This is a genomic window from Sphingopyxis sp. (assembly GCF_035998965.1).
Classification (GTDB): domain Bacteria; phylum Pseudomonadota; class Alphaproteobacteria; order Sphingomonadales; family Sphingomonadaceae; genus Sphingopyxis.
The window spans coordinates 1-19,421 of sequence record NZ_DASYHE010000024.1 but is presented as its reverse complement, the minus strand read 5'-3'; the positions used below and the strand labels follow the sequence as shown (position 1 = coordinate 19,421).

Below are 19,421 nucleotides of genomic sequence, written 5' to 3'. Positions count from 1 at the left end.
TGGAAACCAGCCCGCTTTGGATTTCGTCGTTTCTAAGCGCCGACGGGACCGGCCTAACCGCCGATGGGACCGGCAATTTTGCTGGGGTCGAGGCGGGCATCGCGCCACTTCAGGCCCCAGTGCAGGTGCGGCCCCGTCGCCCGCCCGGTTCGCCCAACGGTTCCCAGCGCCTGTCCCTGAACAACAATATCGCCAACCTTTACATCGAGCCGCTGGCAATGGAGGAAGGCGCTGCTCAGCCCCATGCCATGATCAACGATCAACAGGTGGCCTTCCAATGTGAAGGGGGTGGTTGCAGCGAGGACCACCACGCCGTCCGCGGGGGCGACGAACGGCGTTCCCGCGGGGACGGCGATGTCGGTGCCGCTGTGATAGGCGCCGGGCCTGCCCTGATAGACACGCTGCGACCCGAAATGGCCCGATAGACGCCCGGTAACCGGCCAGCGGAAACGCTGTTTCCAGCCATCGGACTGGACCTGCATGGTTCGCGCCGCCGCAATCTGTGCCAGTTCGGCGGGGCGGCGGCGGGCGAAATCGGCGTCGCTTGCCGCGCTGCCGCGATACGGCGCGTTGACCTGTTCGATGCGCCACGTCCCGGGCGTCACGATGATCTCTTCGGCGACCTGCCGCCCATCACGAACCGTTGCGACAAGCCGCGCGCGGGGTCCCGCATCGCGGTCGAACGCGACCAGGAAACCGCCGTCGGTGTCTACCGGCACCGGCTGACCGTCGAGGGTCAGCGCGCGGGTATGGCTGGGCGCCACCCCCAGCAGCACCCCGCCCTGCTCGGCGCTTCGGCGCGAACCGCGAAAGACGAAGGGTTCCAGTATCGCGGCGGGGGGCGGCACCGTCAAAGATGCCAGCCCTGGCGACGGCTTCGCGGCGGGCGGCGGGGCTGCGACATCGCGCGCGGGATCGGGCGCGACGCAGCCCGCGGCAACAAGCAGCAGCGGCAACGCGGCGGCCAAGCGCGGCAAATACCTCGCAAGAGTCATGCCTTGCGCGCGGCGTCCAATTCGGCCTGTACCGAAATGGCGGCGCTCGCATAGGGCTCCTGCCGCGCCACCGACCAATAGCGCAGTTCATCAAGCCCGATCGGCGCGCCCGTCACCGCGCACAGCACATGATCGCCCGGCTCCAAGACGCGAAAACCATTCGGTCCATAGTGCAGGCGGGCAAGGCGGTTGCGGCTGGCGATCAACATAATCCTGGGTCCATATGAGGGTGTGTGGTTGCGGCGACTATAGCAGGCGCGCGCGGCGGGGCCACCCCCGGGGCGTCAGAACAGCTCACCCTGCCCTTTTTTGGCGGGTTCCGGCGGAGGCTTTCGGGCTGGTCGTGGCGACGATGCGCCGTCCCCCGCTGGCTGCACCGCAACCTCGCCATCGGCAAATTGCAGCCGCAACTCGCCGGCGGCGCGCGCCTTGGCGGCGGTGGTGACGATCGCCCCGCCCGCGTCGCGCACCATCGCATAGCCGCGCGACAGCAGCGCGCGTGGGTCGAGGCTGTCGAGCAACCGTCCCAGCCCCTCCAGCCGCGCGCGATCGCGGTCCCAGCGCCGCGCGAGCAATGATGGCCGCAGCGAGGCCCCCCGGGTGGCCAGTCGATCGGCGACCACCGCCAGCCGCTGGCGTTGACTCCGGTCGAGCCGGTCGCCGCTGTCGTCGAGCCGCTGACGCTGCGGCGCATAGAGCGCCTCGCGCCGCGGCAGATGGCGCGCCAATGCGGTCAGCCGTTCGCTCCACAGCCCCTGTTGCCGGTTCGCGGCGCCGATCATCCGGCCGTTCCACGTCGCCAGCAATTCCTGCAACTCGGCGCGCACCGGCACCGCCATTTCGGCCGCTGCGGTCGGCGTCGGGGCGCGGCGATCGGCGGCATAGTCGGCCAGCGTCGTGTCGGTTTCGTGGCCGACGGCGCTGATCGTCGGGATGCGGCAGTCGGCGAGCGCGCGCACCACCACCTCTTCGTTGAATGCCCACAGATCCTCGATCGACCCGCCGCCGCGCGCGACGATGACCAGATCAGGCCGCGGCACCGCGCCGCCGGGTTCGATCGCGTCGAAGCCGCGAATGGCAATCGCGACCTGCGCCGCCGCGCCATCGCCCTGCACCAGCACCGGCCAGACGATGACATGCATCGGAAACCGGTCGGCCAGCCGGTGCAAGATGTCGCGGATCACCGCGCCCGTCGGCGAGGTCACGACCCCGATCACGCGCGGCAGCCGCGGAATATCCTGTTTGCGCGCCGGATCGAACAACCCCTCGGCGCCCAGCCGCGCCTTCAGCTTTTCAAACAAGATCATCAGCGCGCCCTCGCCCGCGACCTCAAGCGTGTCGACGACGAGCTGATATTTCGAGCGCCCCGGATAGGTGGTTAGCTTGCCGGTCGCGATCACCTCGATCCCGTCCTCGGGCCGGAACGCCAGCCGCGCCGCCTGCCCCTTCCACATCACCATGTCGATCAGTGCATTATCGTCTTTCAGCGCCGCATAGAAATGCCCCGACGCCGCGCGCTTCGCGCCCGACAGCTCGCCGCGGACGCGGACGCGGGCAAAGCCGTCCTCGACCGTCCGCTTGATCGCCGCCGACAATTGGCTGACCGACAGAGCAGGCGCATTGTCCCCCGGCGCTGCCTCGGCTAACAGCCGCGCCGCGGGGTCGGTATCGGACGCCGGATCGGGAAAAGGGACTGCCATGAATATCCTGCTGGTCGGCTCGGGGGGCCGCGAACATGCGCTGAGCTGGCAGTTGGCGCAATCGCCGTCTTGCCGCAAGCTCTATGCCGCCCCCGGCAACCCGGGGATCGAGGCATTTGCCGAATGTCTGACGATCGCCGCCGACGATCTCGATGGCCTGGTCGCCGCCTGTACCGCGCATGGAATCGATTTTGTCGTCGTCGGCCCGGAAGCGCCGCTGGTTGCGGGGCTAGCCGACCGGCTACGCGCAAAGGGCATCGCGACCTTTGGCCCCGGCGCGGCGGCGGCGCAGATCGAAGGGTCAAAGGGTTTCACCAAGGATCTCTGCACCCGCGCCGATATTCCGACCGCGGCCTATGCCCGCTGCGCCAGCGCCGACGCGGCGCTGGCCGCTCTCGACAGCTTCACGATCCCCGTCGTCATCAAGGCCGACGGCCTTGCCGCGGGCAAGGGCGTCGTCATCGCCGAAACGCGCGATGAAGCCGAGGCCGCGATCGCCGACATGTTCGACGGCGCCTTCGGCAGCGCGGGCGCCGAGGTGGTGATCGAGGAATTCATGACCGGCGAGGAAGCGAGCTTCTTCGCGCTGTCCGACGGCACCGATGTGATGGCATTCGGCAGCGCGCAGGACCATAAGCGCGTCGGCGACGGCGATGTCGGACCGAACACCGGCGGCATGGGCGCCTACAGCCCCGCACCGGTGCTGACCCCCGATCTGGAAGCGCAGGTCATGGACCGTATCATCCGCCCGACCGTCGCCGCGCTCGCTGCCGAAGGCACGCCCTATATCGGGGTGCTGTTCGCTGGGCTGATGCTGACCGATACGGGGCCGAAACTCATCGAATATAATGCGCGCTTCGGCGATCCCGAATGCCAGGTGCTGATGATGCGCTACGCTGGCGACCTTGCCGCATTGCTCTACGCGGCCGCAACCGGCGCGCTGCCGACCGCATCTCCGCCCGCCTTTGCCAGCGACTATGCGCTCACCGTGGTCATGGCGGCGAACGGTTATCCGGCCGCCCCCGAAAAAGGCGGCGCGATCCACGGCATCGCCGATGCCGAAAGCGGCGGGGTGCGCGTCTTTCATGCCGGAACAGCGCGCGACGGCGATACGATCGTCGCTGCGGGCGGCCGCGTGCTCAACGTCACCGCGACCGGCCGCTCCGTGACCGAGGCGCAGGCGCGCGCCTATGCCGCAGTCGACAAGCTCGATTTCGCCACCGGATTCTGCCGCCGCGATATTGGCTGGCGCGAAGTCGCGCGCGAAGCAGGCTAATCCCTCGCCCGTCATCCCGGCGAAGGCTGGACGCGGCGAACCCTGCCGCTTAGGCTGACCGAAATCACCAGCGGAGAAGATCATGATTTGGCTTCAGGAAAATTGGATCATCGCGGTCGTCGGCCTGGTCGTCGCGGTCGTGTTGCTGTGGTGGCTGTTCGGACGCGGCAAGGCCGACGACATCGCGCCACCTGCCGCGGAACCCACGAAGCCCGCCAAGCCGCTCGAACCGGTGAAGCCACAGATCATCGCCGCCGAACCCGCGCGGTTCAAGCCGATCGAACCGGCACCGGCGCCGGTGCCCGCCCCGGTTACAGCACCCGCACCACCCGTGCCCGCTCCGCAACCTGCGCCAGCCGCTGCCCCAATCGCACCGGAGCCGATTGAACCGGGGGTCATCGACCCCGTCACCCCGACGGCAGCGCCCGAACCTGCACCCGAACCCGGGTCCGTCACAGCACCTGCGCCCCCCACCGGCGCGGCGGACAATCTGCAACTGCTGAAAGGTGTCGGACCAAAGATGGTCGGGCTGTTGAACGGCTTGGGTGTCACCAAATTCCAGCAGATCGCCGATTGGACCGACGCCGACGTCGCCGCCATCGACGCCCAGCTTGGCGCCTTTCAAGGCCGTATCGCGCGCGATAATCTCGTCGATCAAGCGAGCTATCTGGCGCGCGGTGACAAGGCCGGGTTTGAGGCGAAATATGGCGCGCTCGGCGGCGCGCTCTAGGCGCTCAGACGCTCGGGATCGGTCTCAGCCACCATCGCGGCAATGAACCGGTGGACTGCGGCCACGTCGATCGGCTGGCTCAGCAAATAACCTTGGATCTGGTGGCAACCTTCCTGCCGCAGGATCGCCGCTTGCGCCTCGTCCTCGACGCCTTCCGCCAGTGTTTCCATGCCGAGCGCATCGGCGAGGGTAGTGATCGCGCGGATCACGGCATTGGCGTTGCCGCCCAGCGTCAGATCACGCACAAAGCTCTGATCGATCTTGAGCTTATCGAACGGGAAAGAGCGCAGATAGCTGAGCGACGAATAGCCGGTCCCGAAATCGTCGAGCGCGATGCGGACGCCAAGCGCGCGCAGACTGTGGAGTGTTTCCAGCGTCTTTTCGACATTGGCGATGAAGATGCTTTCGGTGATTTCGAGCTCAAGCCGGTTCGCGGGCAACCCCGATGTCGCGAGCGCCGACAGGACGATGTTGGCAAGGCCGGGGGTCAGAAACTGCTTGGGCGAAATGTTGACCGCGACCGACAGGTCACCGGGCCAAGTCGCCGCCTGACGGCACGCCTCGCGGATCACCCATTCGCCGATCGCGATGATCAGTCCGGTTTCTTCGGCGAGCGGGATGAATTCGACGGGACTGATCATGCCCTTGTCGCTATGCGGCCAGCGGATGAGCGCCTCGAACGCCATCAGCCGTTCCTCGTGCATGCTGTAGAGCGGCTGATAATAGAGTTCGAACCCGCCGTCGCGGATCGCAAGTCGCAGGTCGAGCTCCATCTGCCGCCGATGCCGCGCCTGTTCGTCGAGCGACTGTTCAAAGAAATGATAGGTCGCCTTGCCGTCGCGCTTGGCGCGATAGAGCGCAAGATCGGCATTTTTCATCAAAGTGATGCCGTCGAGCCCGTCGTCGGGCGCGACCGCGATCCCCATGCTCGCCGACGCATCGGCCTGTTGCCCGTCAATCAGGATCGGACGATCGAAACAGCTTTGCAATTTGTCGGCCAGCGCGGCGAGATTTTCGGTCGCGGGCAGATCGCTGAGCAAGATCGCAAACTCGTCGCCGCCAAGCCGCGCGACGATTGCATCGCCGAGCACGGCTTGCAGATGTTTGGCAACATTGCGCAGCAGCGCGTCACCCGCCGGATGACCGAGGGTGTCGTTGACGACCTTGAAATCGTCGAGGTCGACATAGACGACCATCAGCCGCGCTTCGTCGCGACGCCGCGCAAGCGCCTGGTCGAGCTGCTCGACGAACAATTTGCGGTTGGGCAGGTTGGTCAGCCCGTCGTGCAGCGCGACATGGGTGATCTGACGCTCGCGCTCGGCAATCGCGGCGACCATCGTGTTAAAGCTGGCGCCGAGGCGGCCGATTTCGTCGTCCGAGGTCACGATAACCGCGGCATCCTTGCCTTCGCCCAGCCGCCGCGTTGCTTCGTCGAGTGCGCTCAGCGGGCGGGTGATCGTGCGCGCGATCCGCCAGCTGAGCACGATGACGAGGGAGAGCCCCGCTGCGGCGAGCGCGACGAGCAGCCATTGCAGCCCTGAATACTGGCCGAGTGCTTTGCTCAGCGAGTGGTCGAGCACCAGCCGCGGCCGGATGCCCGCCTGGAGGCTGGGCAGCGCGCTGACATGGTGGAGCATGCGGTCGCGATCGCCGCTTTCGACGACCTGCCCCGATGGCGCTGCGGCAAGCGCCGGGGTCAGCTGCGACGCTGGGAGGACCCGCGCGTCGATATCGACCGCGGCGAGTTTGGCGAGACCGCGCATTTCGGCGGCGTCGAGCGGCTGCGCCAGCACGAGCCAGCCAATCGTGTCGGGCACCTCAATCGGCGACGCCGCGGCAAGCGCGAGTTTGTCGCCGATCCGGATGATGCCATGGTCCTGCCCGCCGTCGAGCGCGTCCCAAAGATCGTCAGCGGTGGGCAATGCCGCGGTCGCCGATCCAGTCATCGTGCCGTCGAGCCCGACGACGAACGCTGCGTCGCTGCGTGAGCGTTCGCGCAGGCTGACGAGCGCGCTTTCGATCGTCGCCTGATCACCTGTGGCAACCGCTTCGCGGAAACCGAAGTCGCGCGACAACACGTCGGCCGAGCCCCGCATCTGCTGGGCGCGGAGGTCGATGATTTCGTCGAAAACACGCGCATTGGCAGCGAGGTCGCGTGATGCGCTGTCTTCGCCAAAACGCGCAATGCCATCGCCGGCCAGCAGCAGGATGGCGGCAAGGATAACGGTTGACAGCGCCGCATAGGCCACCGCGATGCGCAGCTTGAGCGAACGAAAGCGCAAACGCTGGGAAATGGCGGGGACCTTGATCATCGCAGCTTCAAGGCGATTTTCTGACTGGTGGGTCCAGCGCCGACCGCGAGCGTGCGCTTCAGTTCGCCCCCCGGCGTGCGCGCCCGGGCGTGCCAGACGGTCAGTTGGTACCCGCCCGCCGCCATGCCAGACAGGCGAACGATGCCATTCTGGTCGGTCTTGGCCGCAAAGGGCGTCTCGACGACGCGAATATAGCCGCGCATCTGATCGTGGATGTTGCAGCCAAGCGCGACGGTGCCGGCAATCGGAAACGCCTGCGAGCGCGTCTGGTCGCGGCCGTAGAGGTCGATTTCGAACCGCGCCGCTTTCGAGAAACTGTAAACGCTGTGGCGCACGCTATCGAGATTAGGAAAGGCGACACTGCTGCCGCGCGCCACGATCAACGTCCCGGGAACAAAAGCAACGCTTTTTTGCGCCATCGCCGGCTTCCACGCAAAGCGGATCGCGCCGCCGCGCCAGCCGCCATTGGGGGTCAGTTCGACCACCGCATCGCGCACCGGCAGGCCGCGCTCGTCAACCACCTGCACTTGCACAACAGCAGGCGCAGCCGCCCATGCCGCGGCCAGCGGCACGCTCAGCGCAAACGCCATCGATAGGAGAAGTGGTCCCTTCACGCCGCCCGGTTAGGCGGCAGAGCTTAACATTCTCTCAAATTATCAGAATCATAGTTAACGAAATTTTTGCCCTCTGATGCGATTGCGTTCCCATGGACCAATCGCTCTTTCGCTCGCTGGCACCGCTTTCGCTTGCGCTTTTTGGTGTCTCGGCTCCCGCCGCGGCGCAAGACCTGTCGCTCGTCGACGGCGGCAAACTGCTGCTCACCAATGGCGTCGCCACCATCGAGGGAACCAGCGGCGGCGGCCTTGCCACCTGGTCGACGATCGCCGGGCGCGAAACCGACCGCGGCATCGGCCTGTCGGGGCATGTCACGCTGATCGAACTGCCCGATTATAGTTGGCAGAGCCATGGCGTTGCCGTCGGCATCGCGAACCGCATCGAGCTGAGCTATGCGCGGCAGAATTTCGACACCCGCGACGTCGGCACCGCGCTCGGGCTCGGCCGCGGTTACACGTTGAACCAGGATATTTTCGCCGCCAAACTCCGCCTTGCGGGCGACGTCGTTTACGGCGAGCCGCTGCTCCCGCAGATCAGCCTGGGCGTCGAACACAAGCGCAATCGCGACGCCCCCGTCGCGCGCGCGGTCGGCGCCGCGCATGGCAGCGGCACCGACGTCACGCTCAGCGCGACCAAACTGCTGCTCAGCCACAGCGTGCTGGTCAATGCGACGGCGCGGCTCACCAAGGCGAACCAGGCCGGACTGCTCGGCTTTGGCAGCGCGGGCGACGACAATCACAAGCTCCAGTTCGAAGGATCGGTCGCCTATCAACTGTCGCGCCGCACAGTGATCGGCGCCGAATATCGCAGCAAGCCCGACAATCTGGCGATCGCGCGCGAGGATGACTGGTGGGACCTGTTCGCCGCCTACCCCTGCTTGGCAATCGCATCGTGAAGCATCTCCGGATCGCCGACGTCGAGCAGATGCAATCCGACGTAAAGAACGGGAAGACGGCCAAACCCCGAACGGGAGGGCGAGGCGGCATGGCAACGGGCGGGCCCGGCGTGGCGGGCCGCTGCCTCGGCACGCTTCAGGCGATCATCGGTCACGCGAAGCACAAGGGTCTGCTCGAAGTACACCCGACCCTCGGGGCCAAGAAGCTCGCGAGCAAAAAGAAGACGCGGCGCCTCAGCGTCGCTGAAATCGAGATGATGGGGAAGGCCATCGCTCATGCCGAGGCGAGCGGCGAGAATCCGGTCGCTCTCGGCGTCCTGCGCACCTTGCTGCTGACGGGCTATCGCCGGGAAGAAGGGCAAGCGATGCGCCGCAGCTGGCTTCATCCCGATGCCGGCTATGTTGCTTTTCCCGACACGAAGGGCGGCGCACAGATTCGAGCGATCGGTCCGGCCGCGGTGCGGGTTCTGCAAGACCAGGCAGAGATTGCGGGCAATCCGCACCTGTTTCCCTCGACCATCGGCGACGGTCCCTTCACGGCGGTTAGCGAGTGCCTCCGGCGCGTGTGCGTTTTGGCAGGTATAGAGGGTGTGACGCCCCATACGCTTCGCCACACCTTCGGAAGCGTCGCGGGAGATTTGGGATTCTCGGAACTCACGATCCGTGCAATGCTCGGACATGCTTCGCAGAATGTGACCCAGGATTATGTCCACATCGATGAAGCGCTGAAACTCGCTGTCCGGCGGACCTCGGACGAAATCGAGCGGCTGCTGGCGAGCGGCGCGGCCAAGCTCGGGACCATGCGACACGCCGCTTGACGGGACGGAACAGGATACGAGCTCTGCTAGGCGATGCGCCGCATCGTCGGACGCACCGTCGCGCACGCGGGCGTGCCATCCTTACCCGTGCCAATGATCGCAATCTCGATGGGCCGCATATCCTTCGCGGCCGCGTCGAGCAGCTCCTGATCGATATCATGTATGTCGATCTTCATCCGCCGCGACCAAGGCGAAGCCGCGTCACCCGCCATTTGCCCGACACGAATATAGACGAACCGGCGCTCCGGCCCCTCGCGCCGCACCTGGTCGCCGAAGAATTTGGGACCCGGGCCGACGCGCACGGAGAAATCGAAGGCCAAGGCTTCACCCATGCGGGACGCTTTGGGATCGAGCGGCCCGTCGTCCTTGCCTTGCAAGCTGTGAAGCACGCCAGGCACCGGCTGTTCGATGACGATCCGAAAGGCGATCTCGCTCTGCTGTTCGCGACCCATGACGAGGCTATAGCCCGATCGCGCAAGCGGACCAACTAATCGGATATTCCCGATTGGAATTGACGGATGCGATTCCATCGGATAATTCCGATGCATGCAAACCGATTCCGCCTTGTCCATTCTCGCCGCGCTGGGACACCCGACACGCCTCGATGCCTTTCGCCTGCTCGTCAAACATGAGCCCGACGGCCTGTCGACGGGTCAACTTGTCGAAGCGTCGGGACTCACCCAGAGTACCTTCTCCACCCATCTCGCGGTGCTCGCCAAAGCCGGCCTCGTGATATCCGAGAAGCGCGGGCGTCAAATTATCCAGCGCGCGGATATCGACGCGCTTCGCGGCCTGATGCTCTTCCTGGCGAAGGACTGCTGCCAAGGCCGGGCGGAGCTGTGCGAGCCGCTGCTCGCAGAACTCGCCTGCTGCTGAAGGAACGCGCGCTATGACCGACATCGTCATCTACCATAACCCCGCCTGCGGGACCTCCCGCAACACCCTCGCGATGATTCGCAATGCCGGGATCGAACCGCATGTCGTCGAGTATCTGAAGACGCCGCCGTCGCGTGCGCTGCTCGAACAGTTGATCGTCCGCGCCGGCATCACGGCTCGCGAACTCCTGCGAGAGAAAGGCACGCCCTATGCGGAGCTGGGGCTCGGAGACATGGCCCTTGGCGACGAAGCGCTGATCGACGCGATGATGGCGCATCCCGCCCTGATCAACCGCCCGTTGGTGGTCTCGCCGCTCGGCGTGAAGCTCTGCCGTCCCTCCGAAACGGTACTCGACCTCATCCCTGCGGGGCAACGCGGCGCCTTCGCCAAGGAAGACGGCGAACAGGTAATCGACGCCGCTGGCAACCGCGTCGGCGCCTGAGCCAAGCCGATGACAGAACCCAAGCGGGAACGGCTGTCGTTCCTCGATCGCTATCTCACCCTCTGGATCTTCCTCGCGATGGCGCTCGGCGTGTTGCTCGGTTCGGTGTTCACCGGCCTGCCCGCCGCGATCGATGCCCTCTCGTGGGGCTCGACCAACATCCCGATCGCGATCGGCCTTATCCTGATGATGTATCCGCCGCTCGCGCGCGTCCGCTACGAGGAATTGCCGCGCGTGTTCGAGGACAAAAGGGTGCTCGCCATCTCGCTCATCCAGAACTGGATCATCGGTCCCGTGCTGATGTTCGCGCTCGCGGTGATCTTCCTGTCAGACAAGCCCGAATATATGACCGGGCTGATCCTGATCGGCCTCGCGCGCTGCATCGCGATGGTGATCGTCTGGAACCAGCTCGCGAAGGGCGACAATCAATATGTCGCGGCACTGGTGGCGTTCAACTCGATCTTCCAGATCCTGTTCTTCAGCATCTATGCCTGGTTCTTCCTGACGATATTGCCGCCGCTGTTCGGTCTCGAAGGCAGCGTTATCGACGTAAGCTTCTGGACCGTCGCCGAAGCCGTCCTCATTTATCTCGGCGTTCCCTTTGCGGCGGGCTATCTCACTCGCAAGTGGCTCGCAGACGCCAAGGGCAACGAATGGTATGAGACGCGCTTCCTCCCGCGCATCGCGCCGATCACGCTTGTCGCGCTGCTCTTCACGATCGTCGCAATGTTCAGCCTCAAGGGCGGTGAGATCGTCACCATTCCCGGCGACGTCGTGCGCATCGCCGTCCCGCTGACCATCTATTTCGTCGTGCAGTTCGTCATCAGCTTCTGGATGGGCAAGCTGATCGAGGCCGATTATCCGCGCACGACCGCGGTCGCCTTCACCGCCGCCGGAAATAATTTCGAGCTTGCGATCGCGGTTGCGATTGCCGCCTTCGGGCTCGCCTCGCCGGTCGCCTTCGCCGCCGTCATCGGCCCGCTCGTCGAAGTTCCCGTGCTCATCCTGCTGGTGAGCGTCGCCTTCTGGTTCGGACGCCGCTGGTTCCCGGCATCCACCCCCGCGAAAGACTGATTGTCATGGCTTCCCCCACCTTTTCGCGCCTGCGCGCGCTCGCCGATCCCACCCATCTTCCGGCGCTCAGCGCGGAATATATCCGCTCGCAGCCCGCGCTCGGCCTCGGCCCGCTCGACCCAGCGCCGCGCATCCTGCTGCTCTACGGCAGCTTGCGCGAACGCTCCTATTCGCGGCTCGTCGTCGAAGAGACCGCGCGCCTGCTCCAGCTCTTCGGCTGCGAGACGCGCATCTTCGATCCGTCGGACCTGCCGCTGCCCGATTTGATCGCCGACGACGACCACCCGGCCGTCGAGGAACTGCGCCAGCATTCGCTCTGGTCCGAGGGCCAGGTCTGGTGCAGCCCCGAACGGCATGGCCAGATCACCGGCATCATGAAGGCGCAGGTCGATCACCTGCCGCTCGCATACAAAGGGCTACGCCCGACACAGGGCCGCACCCTCGCGGTGATGCAGGTGTCGGCGGGGTCGCAATCGTTCAACAGCGTCAATACGCTCCGCATCCTCGGCCGCTGGATGCGGATGATCACCATCCCCAACCAGTCGAGCGTCGCCAAGGCTTATGCCGAGTTCGACGAGGCGGGCCGGATGCTCCCGTCGAGCTATTACGACCGGATCGTCGACGTTGCGGAGGAACTTGTGTGCTTCACCGTGCTGACGCGCGGCCATGCCACGCAGCTTGTCGACCGCTATTCGGAACGCAAGGACCGCGCCGAACCCGTCGTGACGCCGGCGCGATTGGCGGGGCTGCCGGGAGCCTGAGCCCGGGACCACGTCCAGCCCAGGTCGGCACCGAAGCGATCTTGCTCCAGGGGCGCCTCCGATCTAGAGGCGGATTACCGGGGCCGCGCAACCTCCCGGTAAAGCGTCCCGGCGCTCAAGCGTTGCCTGTTCGTCCTCGATTTCGGGGATCAGGAGGTTTGCTTGAGGCTGTATCTTGCCGCGACTTTACTCGCCCTGCCCGCACCCGCTCTCGCCGAAGATGGCCTGACCATCACGGGCAGCATGCGCCTGCGCTATGAAATGATCCAAGGACAGGCGCGGACGGGATTCGACGAGAAGGACGACCTGCTCAATGTCCGCACGATCGTCGGCGGCGAATATCGCAGCGACGGATTTCGCTTGGGCGCCGAACTCTACGACAGCCGCGTCTATGGGAGCGAGGCGGGAACCCCGGTGACGACGGGCGAAGTCAACGCGTTCGAACTGGTCCAGGCCTATGTCGGCTATGAGGCGCGCGATGCCTTCGGTGCAGGCACGAAGCTCGATCTCCAGGCCGGCCGCTTCACGCTGAACCTGGGATCGCGGCGGCTGGTGGCCGCGGACGATTATCGCAATACGACCAGCGGCTATACGGGTCTCCGCGCCGACCTGGCGCTGCGCGGAGGTGTCGCGGCGACCTTTATCTATACGCTTCCGCAGGTGCGGCTGCCCGACGACCGCGCGTCGCTCGACGCCAACCGGGTCAAGTTCGACAAGGAGAGCTTTGACCTGCAACTCTGGGGCGGCCTCGCGACGAAGAAGCTCGGCGGGTCGCGCGGCTCGGTCGAGATTTCCTACTTCCATCTCGGCGAGCGCGACGCGCCGCAGCGGCCGACGCGCGACCGTTCGCTCGAAACGATCGGACTGCGCGCCTATCGCGATCCCGCGCCGGGCCGGTTCGATTATGAGAGCGAGACTTTCTACCAGTTCGGTACGATCAGCAGCAGCCTCGCTCCCTCGGCAGCCAAGTCCGATGTGTCGGCGTGGTTCACGCATCTCGAGGCGGGTTACAGCTTCCGCCACCCTTGGTCGCCGCGCCTATCGCTCGAATTCGACTATGCGAGCGGCGACGGCCGGGGAGGCGATTTCGGCCGCTTCGATACCTTGTTCGGCATGCGCCGCGCGGAACTCGCGCCAGCGGGCCTCTATAATGCGGTCGGACGGGCCAATCTTCTGTCCCCGGCGATCCGTATCGAAACAATACCGTCAAGGCGCCTCGATGCCTTTGCGGCCTACCGGCCGCTCTGGCTGGCCTCGCGGTTCGACAGTTTTTCGACGACCGGCGTTCGCGATCCATCCGGCGCCTCCGGCCGCTTCGCGGGACACCAGGTCGAAGCGCGCCTGCGCTACTGGCTCGTACCGAAGCGCCTCCGCCTCGAATGGAGCGGCCTGTTTCTCGGCAAGGGCCGGTTTCTCCGAAACGCGCCCAATGCACCGGCCGGGGGCAACACGCTGTATAATTCCTTCAATGCCACCATCAGCTTCTGAAACCGGCGCAGGTCGCAAACAGCATGCTTGGCTTCTGCGAGCAGCAACCTGTATAGACGGGTTATGGATGTTACCACTCGCACCCCCGGACGCGGATCAAAACTCTCGAATGGATCTGCGGCCGCCCGGCCCGGCAACTCCGATGACGAAAATGACAAGTCTCCGCCTCGCTATGCCGCCATCAAGCAGAGCATTTGCGATGCCGTTCGCGACGGACTTCTTAAGCCGGGCGACCGGGTTCCATCGGAAGCAGAGCTAGTCCAACAATTCGACGTGTCACGGATGACCGCCAATCGGGCGCTTCGCGAACTACAGGCGGCAGGCGTTCTTGTACGCCGCGCGGGTAGCGGATCGTTCATCGCCGAGCCCAAGCCGATCGGCCAGATGATCGAAATTCGCAATATCGCCGAAGAGATCCGCGAGCGCGGTCACATCTATCGGGCCCGCGTCGTGCAGAATGACGAGATACGCGCCAATGCGGACCTTGCGGCGCTACTGGAGGTTCCGGTCGGCACGAGGCTTTTCCACTCGATCATCGTTCATCACGAAGCCGAGTTCCCGATCCAGCTCGAGGAGCGTTTCGTGCTCGCGTCGGCGGCTCCCGATTATGGGAAGATCGACTTCACCCAGATGACGCCGAACGAATATCTGACGCGGACGGCGCCGCTCGAGCGCGTCGAACATCGGGTTCGCGCCGAGATGCCCGACGCGCACACCCACAGCATGCTGGGGCTCTCGGACGGCGAACCCGTGTTGCGGATGACGCGGCGGACGTGGAGCCATTCGCGCCTCGTCAGCCATGCCTGGCTGACGCATCCCGGATCGCGATTCGAGCTGTCGGCGGCCTTCTCGATCGACGATTGACGCCGCTCAGCTGGTGCGCGTGACGACCACCGGTTTGCGGCGCCGGCGCAGCCAGCGGAAATCGGCGCGGCTGAAGCTCTTGAACAGCAGATAGAAGCCGGTGCCCGAGAGCCAGAGCGCGCCAAAGGCGACGAAAATGATGAGCGGGTGGTTGAAGCTCTTCCGGTTGATGTAATCCATGTTGTGGAGCATCCAGAAGAAGTCCCACGTCCGCCAGGTGTCGCCGCGCATGACGAGGAAGCGCGCGGTGTCGAGCGAGACATAGGCGCTGCTGTTCTCGTCGTCCGCGAAATCGACGCGCCACATCGCCCCCTCATGATCGCGCGATTCGAGGTTCGGCTTGGCGATTACGCTCACCTCTCGGATCGGCGCCTCGTTCATCATGGAGGCGACTTCGCGCGCCATGGCCTCGTCGACCCGGATGTGCTCGCCGCTTGTCGCGTCGACGAGACGGACGCCTTTTGCGGAGCGCACTTCATAGACCGGCCGGGTTCCGAGATCGCGAAGGATCACGCCCGTGACAGGTTCGCCGCGCGGCAGGGCCGCCACGTCGAAATATTCCCCCGGTGGCAGTGGATGCGCATGCGACATCCCGCCGCCGTGCCCGCCGACCTTATCCTTGTCGAGCAGCGCCATCACCGATCCGCTGAGCGCCCAGAGCAGGAACTGGAGACCCAGGATCAGCCCGACCCATTTGTGGATGCGCCGGAAGAAGAGCGGCGTCAGTCGGATGCGTTTCATGCCTGCTTCCTCTTGCGGCGTTTGAAGGACCAGATCAGCAACCACGCCCCGCTGATCGCCATCGCGAAGACGCTCCAGGTCGCGACGCGGAGCAACGGGTTGTTGACGTCGGTCCGCTCATCATAGTCCATGATGTGGAGCATCCACGCGAAGTCGAACACGCGCCACAATGCGTGGCGGCGCGAGATAAGCTCACCGGTCGTCGGCGACAGATAGAGCGTCGGGCGGTTCCAGCCCTCGAACTCGACCTGCCAATAGGGCGGCTTGCGCGACTGCATTTCCTGTGGCGCTTCGGTCAACAGCCGCACCGACACGATCTTGCCGTCGCCGGTGTAGATGCGCCGCGCCTGCTCGCGGACCTGGGACTCGGTAAGCGCAGGCAGCGGCGCACCCGAGCGGGCATCGAACAGCCGCGCCCCTTCGGGAGTTTCAGCGCGCCAGACGGGGCGATCGAAGAACCGCTGCAAGCGAACCTCGGACGCACCGGGCGCGGCCGCAACGATCCGCGACGGCGGCGCGAGGCCCGCGAGGTCGAAGGGCTGAACCATCGGCGCGCGCACGAGATGGTCGCCATGGATGGTGTCGATATGCACGACCACCATGTAGAAGCCGGTCAGCGTCCAGAGCAGCGCCTGGACGCCGACCACCAAGGCCAGCCATTTATGCGTTCGCCGGACGAGCAGCGGCCAACGGATCGCCATATCGATTACCCTCAGAACGCGGTGCGGAAGCCGACGTAGAAACGCCGTCCGAGCAGGTCATAGGTCATCGTGTCGGTGTTCGCATCGGTGAAGCTCTGGATATAGGGCGCCTTGCGATCGAAAAGATTGTCGACACCGACCTGGAACCGGGTCTTCTCGTCGATTTCGAAAGCGACCTGGAGATTGTGGTAGAAGACATTCGGCGTGCTGTAGCCGATGTCGCCGGGGGCCGCATTGAAGTCGGTCGCCTTGCCGATCCACTGGGTCGACCAGGTCGCGCTGACCCCGTCCTTTTCAGCGGTCAGCACGCCATAGCCGCGCCATTTCGGATAGCCGCCATTGCCGCCGCCGATAAAGCCGTCGAAGTCGATCGGCGCGCCGCCGGGGAAAGGCAGGACCACATATTTGTTGAGATAGGTCACGTTGACGTCGAGCGAGACGTTCACGCTGCCGATGTCATTGTTGTAAACGAGACCCAGATCGAGGCCGTTCATTTCTTCGCGGCCCGTGTTGATCGGTTGCGCGGAGAGGAAGGTAACCTCGCCGGTCAACGGGCTGCGGGTAAAATCTTCGCAGAAGGGATGCGAAAGATTCTGGCTCGCATAACAAATGCTGAGCTTTGTCGAGCCCGGAATAGCACGGATCGCATCCTTGATCTTGATGTCGAACCAGTCGGCAGTGAGCGAGAGTCCCGGAACCAGTCCCTTCGGTGAAATCACCGTCCCGACGGTCCAGGTCGTCGAGCTTTCGGGTTTCAGATTCTCGTTGCCGCCGACCGTTGTCAGGATCGTTGTACCGAGCTGAACATAATTGGCCGGCACGCCCGACGCCTGACAATTGGCGATCAGTGTCGCATTGCCGCTGGTCGAATAGCGCGAGCAGGGGTCGGTGGTCGTCAGATTGCCCTCGGAGACGCCGCCGAACAATTCGGGGACGTTCGGAATGCGAAAGCCGGTGCCGTAGGTGCCGCGCAGGCGGAAGCTGTCATTGATGACCCAGTCGACGCTCCCCTTGTAGTTCCAGTCGCTGCCGAACAGGTCGTAGTTCGAGTAGCGAACCGCGCCGTCGAGGGTAAGCGACTGGAAGAAGGGTGTGTCGGCCAGAACGGGCACCGACAGTTCGAGATAGGCTTCCTTCGCCGTGCTCGTTCCGGAGATCGGATCCTGCTGGTTGGTGTTGGCAATACCGAGCACCGTCAGCGGATCGGGATCGCGCCAACCCTTTTCCTTGCGATAGACGACACCCGCCGCGAAGGAGACGGGGCCTGCGGGCAGCTTGAAGAGATCGCCGTTGATATCGGCGGTGACCGTCGCAAGCTCGTTGCCGCCGCGGTCGCGCGACGTGAACAGGATATAGTCGAGAACCTCCGGGGTCAGGTCGCCGAACCCGAGATAGTCGGCGCAGGGGATCGTGGCACCGGCAGCAAGACTGCACTTGGTCGTATCGAGGGAATTCGCCACTCGCTCGAGATTGGCGATGTTGGTCGAACCATCGACCGCGGTGTTGCGGCCGAAGGCGCCCGCGATTTCCCATCCCCAATCGTTCGAGAGCTTGCCGCGGAGGCCAAACGTACCCTGCCAGGTATCGGTTTCCTGGAAGAATTGGCGCGGGCCGGGCTCGGCGAGGCGGCGCTGGATGAGGACGATATTCTGCCCCGTCGGATTGGTGGGATTGCTCGCCGCGATCGAGAGGTTGCGCAGCGTTCCGGGCGTCGCGATCTGATTCGACTTGCGGAAGGTGTAAAGGAATTCGCCGAACGCCTCGATATTGTCAGTGATGTCATAGTCGGCGAAAAACGCCGTGCTCACGCGCTCGACCGGGCTCACCGCGTTGAGGAACGGGTTCGAGTTGAAGTTGTGCTTGGCAGCGCTGTACGGCTCGAAGAAGTTGCCGTTACCGCCCAGCACCTGATTGAAGTTGATCTGCTGGCCGTTCGGCAGCACCGCGCGGCCGCCGATCGTCGAGGCGCTGTTCACGCAGCTCAGCATGCCGGGCGTGGTTTCGGCAAGCGAGCAAGGCGCGCGCGTTGCCATATTGACGGCGCTCGTCTTCTGATAGGTGACCGCCGCCATGAAACCGCCGCGATCGTTGCGGACGCCCCACAGGAGGTCGGCGGTGAAGTCCGAGCCATCGCCCTTTTCGGTGATGCCTTGGCGCACGCTGAGGCCGAGGCCTTCATAGTCAGTGCGGGTCACGAGGTTGACCACGCCCGCCATCGCGTCGGCGCCATAGATCGCCGAGGCGCCGTCCTTGAGCACATCGGTGCGCGCGAGCGCCGCGACCGGGATCATGTTAAGATCGGGCGAGGAGTTCGCGCCGGTGCCGCCCGCGACGAGGCGGCGGCCGTTGAGCAGAACAAGCGTGCGCTTGATGCCGAGACCGCGCAGGTTCACCTGCGCCGTGCCATATCCATTGTTCGCCCAATAGGCGGAGGTCTGGTTGCCTGCGAAGCCGGCGTTGGCGGGAAGGCGCTGCAGCACCGTCTCGATATTGACGACGCCGGTGTTCTCGATCTGCTCGGCCGACACGACGGTCGCGGGGCCGACGCCCGCGAGATCCTGGCGACGAATGCGCGAGCCGGTCACGACGATGTCCGATCCGTTCGGAGCATCCTCCGCGGCGGGTGACTGCGTCGCAGCATCGCTCTGCGCGAGCGCTGGCGTTGCAAAGGTCGCGACCGCTGCGGCGCTGGCGAGCAAAATTGTCCTGGTCATCATAGCGAAACCCCCTGATGGTTGGCTGATTCCCCTCAGAGAGCATCAAATGTATATACAGGTCAATAGGAATTTATTGAATCATATCAATTGGTTATGAAGTAAATTCCGGGCGCACGATACTTACTAGATACGCACCCCAAAGCTCTACCCCTCATCAATTTTGAAATTTTTTCCGGCCTGAGCCTTTTCGCGCAAGGAGCCGGCGGGCCCCTCCCTCGGCTTGCTCATGAAATGACATGATTAAGTGGGTCGGCACAGCTTGGGGGCGCGACCGACTTGAGCCGCTCAATGCGAAAGTATCTGTTCGAGAAAGGTCCGTGCGCGCTCGCTTTTCGGCGCGGCGAAAAAATCTGCCGGCCTTGCGTCTTCGATGATCTGGCCCTGATCCATGAAAAGCATGCGATCGGCCGCCTCGC

General features: G+C 64.8%; 18 protein-coding genes and 1 pseudogene. 10 read left to right on the top strand and 9 right to left on the bottom strand.

The features are described 5' to 3' along the window. Window positions 1-53: 53 nt before the first annotated feature. The 3 genes from VGN68_RS02925 to xseA form a co-directional block, all read right to left on the bottom strand. Complete coding sequence (locus VGN68_RS02925) at window positions 54-995, bottom strand: M23 family metallopeptidase (RefSeq protein ID WP_327473693.1); 942 nt, start codon at window positions 993-995, stop codon at window positions 54-56. Beyond that, on the bottom strand, window positions 992-1,204 hold the full coding sequence (locus VGN68_RS02920; protein WP_327473691.1) for a DUF2093 domain-containing protein: 213 nt from the start codon (window positions 1,202-1,204) through the stop codon (window positions 992-994). The genes VGN68_RS02925 and VGN68_RS02920 overlap by 4 nt, the downstream gene beginning before the upstream one ends. Window positions 1,205-1,279: 75 nt before the next feature. Beyond that, window positions 1,280-2,695, bottom strand: coding sequence for an exodeoxyribonuclease VII large subunit (xseA, locus tag VGN68_RS02915; RefSeq protein WP_327473688.1), 1,416 nt, complete (start codon window positions 2,693-2,695; stop codon window positions 1,280-1,282). Between xseA and purD the strand changes: the two genes are divergently transcribed. Both purD and VGN68_RS02905 read left to right on the top strand, forming a co-directional pair. Beyond that, the gene (gene purD, locus VGN68_RS02910; protein WP_327473686.1) at window positions 2,694-3,971 is read left to right on the top strand and encodes a phosphoribosylamine--glycine ligase; all 1,278 of its coding nucleotides are present in this window, start codon (window positions 2,694-2,696) and stop codon (window positions 3,969-3,971) included. The two genes, xseA and purD, sit on opposite strands and share 2 nt — an antisense overlap. Before the next feature lie 82 nt (window positions 3,972-4,053). After that, window positions 4,054-4,701 (top strand): hypothetical protein, encoded by a 648-nt coding sequence (locus VGN68_RS02905; protein ID WP_327473684.1) that lies wholly within the window; start codon window positions 4,054-4,056, stop codon window positions 4,699-4,701. On the opposite strand, the gene VGN68_RS02900 is transcribed toward VGN68_RS02905, so the two are convergent. Next, window positions 4,698-7,013: a putative bifunctional diguanylate cyclase/phosphodiesterase gene (locus VGN68_RS02900; RefSeq protein ID WP_327473683.1), complete on the bottom strand. Its 2,316-nt coding sequence runs from the start codon at window positions 7,011-7,013 to the stop codon at window positions 4,698-4,700. The two genes, VGN68_RS02905 and VGN68_RS02900, sit on opposite strands and share 4 nt — an antisense overlap. Further along, window positions 7,010-7,627 carry a methylamine utilization protein gene (locus VGN68_RS02895; protein WP_327473682.1) on the bottom strand — a complete coding sequence of 206 codons (618 nt, stop codon included), beginning with the start codon at window positions 7,625-7,627 and terminating at the stop codon, window positions 7,010-7,012. Before VGN68_RS02895 ends, VGN68_RS02900 begins: the two co-directional genes overlap by 4 nt. 92 nt (window positions 7,628-7,719) lie before the next feature. On the opposite strand from VGN68_RS02895, the gene VGN68_RS02890 reads away from it, so the two are divergent. Further along, entirely contained in the window at window positions 7,720-8,523 is an 804-nt protein-coding gene (locus VGN68_RS02890) for a DUF3034 family protein (RefSeq protein ID WP_327473681.1), read from the top strand. Beyond that, window positions 8,499-9,341 (top strand): annotated as a pseudogene (locus VGN68_RS02885) (tyrosine-type recombinase/integrase); the annotation flags it as partial. The gene VGN68_RS02890 and the pseudogene VGN68_RS02885, both read left to right, overlap by 25 nt. 26 nt (window positions 9,342-9,367) lie before the next feature. On the opposite strand, the gene VGN68_RS02880 reads toward VGN68_RS02885, so the two are convergent. Then, window positions 9,368-9,793 (bottom strand): DUF5990 family protein, encoded by a 426-nt coding sequence (locus VGN68_RS02880; protein ID WP_011542684.1) that lies wholly within the window; start codon window positions 9,791-9,793, stop codon window positions 9,368-9,370. Between the two features lie 94 nt (window positions 9,794-9,887). Here VGN68_RS02880 and VGN68_RS02875 point away from each other — a divergent pair, with 94 nt between their 5' ends. The 6 genes from VGN68_RS02875 (at window position 9,888) to hutC (ending at window position 14,846) form a co-directional block, all read left to right on the top strand. Next, window positions 9,888-10,217 carry an ArsR/SmtB family transcription factor gene (locus tag VGN68_RS02875; RefSeq protein WP_011542685.1) on the top strand — a complete coding sequence of 110 codons (330 nt, stop codon included), beginning with the start codon at window positions 9,888-9,890 and terminating at the stop codon, window positions 10,215-10,217. A gap of 13 nt (window positions 10,218-10,230) precedes the next feature. Beyond that, window positions 10,231-10,659, top strand: coding sequence for an arsenate reductase (glutaredoxin) (gene arsC / locus VGN68_RS02870; protein ID WP_011542686.1), 429 nt, complete (start codon window positions 10,231-10,233; stop codon window positions 10,657-10,659). Window positions 10,660-10,668: 9 nt separating this feature from the next. Continuing rightward, window positions 10,669-11,733, top strand: coding sequence for an ACR3 family arsenite efflux transporter (gene arsB, locus VGN68_RS02865; RefSeq protein ID WP_011542687.1), 1,065 nt, complete (start codon window positions 10,669-10,671; stop codon window positions 11,731-11,733). 5 nt (window positions 11,734-11,738) lie between these two features. Further along, window positions 11,739-12,494 (top strand): arsenical resistance protein ArsH, encoded by a 756-nt coding sequence (arsH, locus tag VGN68_RS02860; RefSeq protein ID WP_011542688.1) that lies wholly within the window; start codon window positions 11,739-11,741, stop codon window positions 12,492-12,494. A 162-nt stretch (window positions 12,495-12,656) separates the two neighbouring features. Continuing rightward, window positions 12,657-13,982, top strand: a complete 1,326-nt coding sequence (locus VGN68_RS02855) for an alginate export family protein (RefSeq protein WP_011542689.1) — start codon at window positions 12,657-12,659, stop codon at window positions 13,980-13,982. Between the two features lie 63 nt (window positions 13,983-14,045). After that, entirely contained in the window at window positions 14,046-14,846 is an 801-nt protein-coding gene (gene hutC / locus VGN68_RS02850) for a histidine utilization repressor (protein WP_011542690.1), read from the top strand. Between the two features lie 6 nt (window positions 14,847-14,852). Here the strand turns inward: hutC and VGN68_RS02845 are convergent, their stop codons facing one another. The 3 genes from VGN68_RS02845 to VGN68_RS02835 are packed head-to-tail and all read right to left on the bottom strand — an operon-like array spanning window position 14,853 to window position 19,005. Next, the gene (locus VGN68_RS02845; RefSeq protein ID WP_011542691.1) at window positions 14,853-15,587 is read right to left on the bottom strand and encodes a PepSY domain-containing protein; all 735 of its coding nucleotides are present in this window, start codon (window positions 15,585-15,587) and stop codon (window positions 14,853-14,855) included. Beyond that, window positions 15,584-16,288 (bottom strand): PepSY domain-containing protein, encoded by a 705-nt coding sequence (locus VGN68_RS02840; RefSeq protein ID WP_011542692.1) that lies wholly within the window; start codon window positions 16,286-16,288, stop codon window positions 15,584-15,586. The genes VGN68_RS02845 and VGN68_RS02840 overlap by 4 nt, the downstream gene beginning before the upstream one ends. An 11-nt stretch (window positions 16,289-16,299) precedes the next feature. Next, entirely contained in the window at window positions 16,300-19,005 is a 2,706-nt protein-coding gene (locus tag VGN68_RS02835; RefSeq protein ID WP_037553305.1) for a TonB-dependent receptor domain-containing protein, read from the bottom strand. Window positions 19,006-19,421: the final 416 nt, after the last annotated feature.